The organism is Enterobacter sp. K16B, from assembly GCF_020216105.1.
In the GTDB taxonomy this organism is placed as follows: Bacteria; Pseudomonadota; Gammaproteobacteria; order Enterobacterales; family Enterobacteriaceae; genus Enterobacter; species Enterobacter sichuanensis.
Window position 1 is genome coordinate 1 of sequence record NZ_JAIWJZ010000146.1, and the last position, 5,973, is coordinate 5,973.

Here is a 5,973-nt window from a genome sequence, read left to right on the forward strand (position 1 = left end):
AAAGCAGGCTTTTTGCTTTTCTGGGTTGGGTTAAATTGTCGGGTGGCGGCTGCGCCTTATCCGACCTACAAAAACCTCGAATCTTAGGCCGGGTAAGGCAACGCCGCTACCCGGCAAAAGCCGCACTATCGGTCCAGGCTAATCGGCGCCGTCGCCGCTTCCAGCCACGAACGCGCTTCGCTGTTCACCAGGGGTAACAGCGCCTCACGTACCTGCTGGTGATATGCATCCAGCCACGCTTTTTCCTGCTCGCTTAACAGATCCAGCTCGACCTGACTCAGGTCGATGGGGATCAGCGTCAGCGAAGCAAATTTGCAGAATCCCGGACGGCTCTCAACGATTTCTACCTGGTTTTCGATGCGGATACCGTGGCTATCGCCCAGATAATATCCCGGTTCGATAGTCATGATATTGCCCGCCACCAGCGGCCACGGGTTGACCTTTTTGGCAATACGATGCGGGTTTTCATGGATCAGAAGCTGATGCCCCACGCCATGCCCCGTACCGTGATCGTAATCCAGCCCCATCTCCCACAATGGACGACGCGCGAAAGCATCCAGCTGATGTCCCTGAGTGCCGGAAGGAAACTGCAGGGTAATCAGCGACAGGAAGCCTCTCAACACGGCGGTGTAGTGCAGACGCTGCTGCGGGTCGACCTGACCCCAGGCCAGCGTGCGCGTGGCATCGGTAGTGCCATTAGCATACTGACCGCCGGAATCGTTCAGGTAAAACTGGTCATGAACGATGGGCTTGTTGCTGGCCTCGCTCGAATGGTAATGGCACATCGCCGCATTGCTGGAGGAGGCGGAGATGGTGGCAAAGCTTTGCTCGATAAACCCGGGCTGCTGTTTACGGAACGCAAGCTGTTGCGCCTGAACCTCCAGCTCGGTTAGCGGGTTTCCTGCCGCCTCGCGCAGCGGCACTTCACGGCTCAGCCAGGCAAGGAAGTTGACCCATGCGGCACCGTCCTGGTGATGACACTCGCGGTAACCCGCCAGTTCGACCGGGTTTTTGGTGGCCTTCATCAGGGTTATAGGGTCAGTCCGCCAGACAATCTCTCCCTGTGGCTCAATAGCGAAGCGCAGGGCTACCGGCGCGGAATCGGCATCTACCATTACCCGTTTACCGGCAGCAAGCCGCTGGCAGCGCTCGATAAAGGCGTCCTGCGGCGCAATAGTGAACGCATTACGCACGGCGTCTGGCAGGGCGCTGAGCTTATTGTCGTTAACAAACCACTCAACGTGACCGTCTCGACCCAGCAGGACAAAAGAGAGCGGTACCGGGCTGTAAGGGATATCTGCTCCCCGCACGTTCAGGAGCCAGGCGATATTGTCCGGCAGGGTAACGGCCAGATAATCGGCATTGCTGGCGGCCAGCACGGCGGCAACGTGCTGACGTTTGTCTGCGCTGCTTTCACCGCTGAGTTCAACCGGCATGCTACGAATAAGCCCCGCCGGTGCGGCAGGGCGGTCAGTCCACAGAGTATCAAAAGGCGATTCACTCAATGGTACCAGTTCGCACCCTGTGGCGGACAGCTGCTCAAACTCCGTATTGGTCATCAGCAGCGGGTCAAAACCGATGCGCGTGCCTGCCCCCACGTTTTCCGCCAGCCATTGCGCCAGCGGCTCGTTATGCAGGTGGTGGATCTCAATCTCATCCGTGTTGACCTGCACGCGCGCCTGAACCTGATAGCGGCCATCGACGAACAGCAGTGCTTTGTCCTGCAGCACCAGCGCCACACCGGCCGAACCGTCAAAGCCCGTCAGCCAGGCCAGCTTTTCATCGTAGGGCGCGCAGTATTCACTCTGCCAGGCATCGGCGCGCGGGACGATCATCCCGTCGAGATGGCTGGCTTCAAGCCACTGGCGCAGGGCAGAGAGAGGTGATGTGCTGTACATTATTTATCCTTGTCGTAATTAGCGGAACGGCGGCTCGTTGAAGGTGCGCAGCTTGCGGGAATGGAGTCTGTCCCCTTCCGCTCGCAGCAGGTCAATGGCGCGGATGCCAATCTGCAGATGTTCGGATATCGCCCCTTCATAGAAACGGTTTGCCTGGCCCGGCAGCTTAATTTCGCCGTGCAGTGGTTTATCGGAGACGCACAGCAGCGTGCCGTAGGGGACGCGGAAGCGATAGCCCTGCGCGGCGATGGTGGCGCTTTCCATATCAATCGCCACCGCGCGGCTCAGGTTAAACCGCAGCGCGGAGGCGGAGTAGCGCAGCTCCCAGTTGCGATCGTCCGTGGTGACGACCGTGCCGGTGCGCAGGCGCTGCTTAACTTCTTCGCCCGGCATACCGCTCACCTCTTTGGTGGCGTCATACAGCGCACGCTGGACCTCGGCGATGCTTGGGATGGGAATATCCGGCGGCAGTACGGCATCAAGCACATGGTCATCACGCAGATAGGCGTGGGCAAGCACGTAATCGCCAATCAGCTGGCTTTCGCGCAGGCCGCCGCAGTGGCCAATCATTAGCCACACGTCCGGGCGCAGAACCGCCAGATGGTCGCAGATGGTTTTCGCATTCGACGGGCCGACGCCAATGTTAATCAACGTAATGCCCTGACCGTCGGCGGTGATCAGGTGCCAGGCTGGCATCTGATGCTTTTTCCACGCCAGGTCGGAAATCAGCTGTTCGGGGGCTTCGGTCTCCGCAGTGATCCAGATCCCGCCGGCACAGGAGAGCGCGATGTAAGGGCTCTCCGGGTCGAGGATCTGGCTGCAGCCCCAGCGGACAAATTCGTCGACGTAACGGGTGTAGTTGGTAAAGAGCACGAAGGGTTGAAAATGTTCGGCTGGCGTACCGGTGTAGTGACGCAGGCGCGCCAGGGAGAAATCGACCCGGCGGGCATCAAAATGTGACAGTGGAGAAAACTCTGCCGGGTGATAAATGCCGTCAGCCGTCTCATCGCCAATCTGCGAAAGTTCCGTCGTCGGGAAGTGGCGGGTCAGGCCCGCGCTCATGGAGCGGTCCAGCGTTAACGCCGAACCGTCAATCACGTACGGATAGGGGATCTCGTGCTGGGAAGGCTCAACGGCGATGTGCGCACCGTAGTCCTGGTACAGCAGCGTAAGCTGTTCTTCAAGGTAAGGGCGGAACAGTGCAGGGCGGGTGACGGTGGTACTGTAGCAGCCGGAGTGGGTGAAACGGGCATAGGCGCGGGTTTTCGGCGTGGTGCTGGCGCTGCCGTCCCAGGTCACAGAGAGCGACGGATAAACAAAAAGGCCCTCGCTTCTGGCCTTTTCGTCGGGGAGTTTCCCTGTGTCGATATACTCGCTAATGGCGCTGCGCAGCGCGTTGACGGACTGTTCATACAGTGCGTCGAGTTTTTCCAGCGCCTGAGCCGGGGTCAGGCTGGAGCCCTTATTATTCATCTCTGTCTCCTTGTTCCACAGGTGTGCGACTCTACCCGATAGTATGTCACACGCCTGTGAAACAAAAGTGAGATCAGCGGTGGTGCGTCTCTTTCATCAGAAGCGCCGTCGCCGCAGAGAGCAGGCAGCCGGCCAGCAGATAAATCGCCACGCTGTGCCAGTTTCCGCCGGAGAAGGTCACCAGCGCGGCGGCAATAAAGGGGGTAAACCCGCCGCCGACGACGCTTGCAACCTGGTAACCCACGCCAGCTCCGCTGTAGCGGTAGCTGGCGCCGAACAGTTCGGTAAACATCGGCTGCTGGACGCAGACCACCATATCGTGAGCGATATTCGCGAGCATAATGGCAAAGAAGACAATCCAGAAGATCGACTGTGCCTCCAGCGCCATAAAGAAGGGCCAGGCGCTGAGGGTTCCCACCAGCGCCCCGGTGATATAAACACGACGTCGACCAAAGCGGTCCGCCAGCCAGGCGAAACAGGGGATGGTCAGGCAGCTGATCCCGCCGACCACCAGGCCGATATTCAGAAACAGCTCACGCGGCAGACCGAGATTCTGCGTTGAGTAGTTCAGCGCAAACGCGGTGACGATATACATCGTCAGCAGTTCGCACAGGCGCAGGGCGATAATTTTCAGAAAAGCGCCAGGGTGTTGCACCAGGGCTTCCATCACCGGCAGCCGCTTTTTGACGGCAGGTATTTCCTGCTGCTGTTCGAATTCAGCGGACTCTTCCATCCCGTTACGGATCCACAGCGCGGCGATGACCAGCACGATGCTGAAGATGAACGGAATGCGCCAGCCCCAGCTCAGGAACTGCTCGTCGGTGGTGAGCTGGCTGATTAAGGAGACCAGCCCGGTAGAGAGGAGCAGACCCACGCCATACCCGACCTGTACGCCGCTGCTGTAAAACGCTTTCTTATTTTTTGGCGCGCTCTCAACCGATAACAGCGCCGCGCCGCCCCACTCGCCGCCCACGGCGAACCCCTGAATGGCGCGCAGGGTAACCAGCAGTACCGGTGCCCACCAGCCAATGGTGGAAAACGCAGGGAGGATGCCAATCAGCGCGGTGGCGATCCCCATCATCCAGACGGTGAGCATCAGCATACGTTTGCGACCGAGGCGGTCGCCGAAGTGGCCGAAGATCACGCCACCCAGCGGGCGAAACAGAAAGCCGACGCCGAAGGTGGCAAATGCGGCGAGCGTGCCCATCGCGGGGCTGACCTGCGGAAAGAACTCGCGGTTAAAGACCAGGGCGGCGGTAATGCCGTAGAGCAGAAAATCATACCAGTCGACGACGGCACCCGCGAAGCTGCCGAGGGCGGCGCGGCGGGCACGATTGAGCGAAGGTGTCTCCTCGGTGGGATGTGTGGAGGTGAGAGTGGAATCCATAGTTGTCCTGTCTGCACTGATTTTTAATTATTGGTATAAGAAAAAGTCACTCACAAAGCGGCCGTCACGTAAACGGAACTTATGAGACTACCGCGACAGGGAGCCTGTGCAAACTGATTTTATTTCCTGATGGGTAATGCAAAACGGCTACGCTATGCTTAGTGAAGAACGAAGCGACGGAGGAAGGGACGATGTGTCGTAAAGAGGTGTTGGGGTGTCTTGCTGCGTTGCTTATCAGCCAGAGCGTGCAGGCGGTGAGCTATCCGTTGCCGCCGACGGGCAGCCGACTGGTGGGAAGCGCGCAGGTCATCACCGTGCCGGATCGCAATACGTTACCGCTCGAGGCGTTTGCCGCACAGTACGGGCAGGGGCTAAGCAATATGCTGGAAGCGAACCCGGGCGTGGATCCTTTTTTGCCCAAATCCGGTACCCGGCTGGTCATTCCCCAGCAGCTGATTCTGCCTGACACCGTCCGGGAAGGCATTATCGTGAATGCGGCAGAAATGCGCCTCTACTATTATCCGCCCGGCGGCACTACCGTAGAAGTCCTGCCCATTGGCATCGGTCAGGCCGGGCGCGAAACGCCGCGTAACTGGGTGACGGCGGTTGAGCGTAAGCAGGAGGGACCGACATGGTCGCCGACGCCCAATACGCGCCGCGCCTATGCGGCAGAAGGCAAAACGCTGCCTGCATTCGTGCCTGCCGGGCCGGATAACCCGATGGGGCTGTATGCCATTTATATCGGCAGGCTGTACGCCATTCACGGCACCAACTCGAATTTTGGCATCGGGCTGCGGGTGAGCCAGGGCTGTATTCGTCTGCGCAATAACGACATCAAATACCTGTTCGATAACGTTCCGGTCGGAACCCGGGTACAGCTTATCGATCAGCCCGTTAAAGTCACCACCGAGCCGGACGGTAGCCGCTGGGTGGAAGTGCATGAGCCGTTGTCACGTAACCGTGCGGAATTTGAATCGACCCGGAAAGTGCCGCTGCCGATATCGGCCGCGCTGCGGACAGAGTTGATCAACGAGGGTGCAGGTGCTGAGCTGGAACGGCGGTCAGGGATGCCGGTGAAGCTCGGCAATTGAGGACATTTTCGCCGGGTGGCGGCGTTGCCTTACCCGGCCTACGATTCGAGGTTTTTGTAGGTCGGGTAAGGCGCAGCGCCACCCGACAATTTAACCCAACCCAGAAAAGCAAAAAGCCTGCTTT

Annotated in this window: 4 protein-coding genes; 1 reads left to right on the forward strand and 3 read right to left on the reverse strand. The window is 59.2% G+C overall.

Annotated elements, in window-relative coordinates; translation table 11 throughout:
- Nucleotides 1-125: 125 nt before the first annotated feature.
- The 3 genes from LDK53_RS21290 to shiA form a co-directional block, all read right to left on the reverse strand.
- A complete protein-coding gene (locus tag LDK53_RS21290; RefSeq protein ID WP_225288006.1) occupies nt 126-1,898 on the reverse strand; it encodes an aminopeptidase P family protein in 1,773 nt (590 codons plus the stop codon).
- An 18-nt stretch (nt 1,899-1,916) separates the two neighbouring features.
- Nucleotides 1,917-3,371: an AMP nucleosidase gene (locus LDK53_RS21295; RefSeq protein WP_025759291.1), complete on the reverse strand. Its 1,455-nt coding sequence runs from the start codon at nt 3,369-3,371 to the stop codon at nt 1,917-1,919.
- Nucleotides 3,372-3,444: 73 nt separating this feature from the next.
- Nucleotides 3,445-4,758 (reverse strand): shikimate transporter, encoded by a 1,314-nt coding sequence (gene shiA, locus LDK53_RS21300; RefSeq protein ID WP_094919029.1) that lies wholly within the window; start codon nt 4,756-4,758, stop codon nt 3,445-3,447.
- Nucleotides 4,759-4,949: 191 nt separating this feature from the next.
- Between shiA and ldtA the strand changes: the two genes are divergently transcribed.
- Nucleotides 4,950-5,849, forward strand: a complete 900-nt coding sequence (gene ldtA / locus LDK53_RS21305; RefSeq protein ID WP_025759289.1) for a L,D-transpeptidase — start codon at nt 4,950-4,952, stop codon at nt 5,847-5,849.
- The last annotated feature ends 124 nt before the right edge of the window (nt 5,850-5,973 follow it).

What these genes read in the sequence shown, in the direction of transcription:
- shiA (WP_094919029.1), bottom strand. Translation starts at nt 4,758, where the DNA reads ATGGATTCCACTCTCACCTCCACACATCCCACCGAGGAGACACCTTCG.
- LDK53_RS21295 (WP_025759291.1), bottom strand. Translation starts at nt 3,371, where the DNA reads ATGAATAATAAGGGCTCCAGCCTGACCCCGGCTCAGGCGCTGGAAAAA.
- LDK53_RS21290 (WP_225288006.1), bottom strand. Translation starts at nt 1,898, where the DNA reads ATGTACAGCACATCACCTCTCTCTGCCCTGCGCCAGTGGCTTGAAGCC.
- ldtA (WP_025759289.1), top strand. Translation starts at nt 4,950, where the DNA reads ATGTGTCGTAAAGAGGTGTTGGGGTGTCTTGCTGCGTTGCTTATCAGC.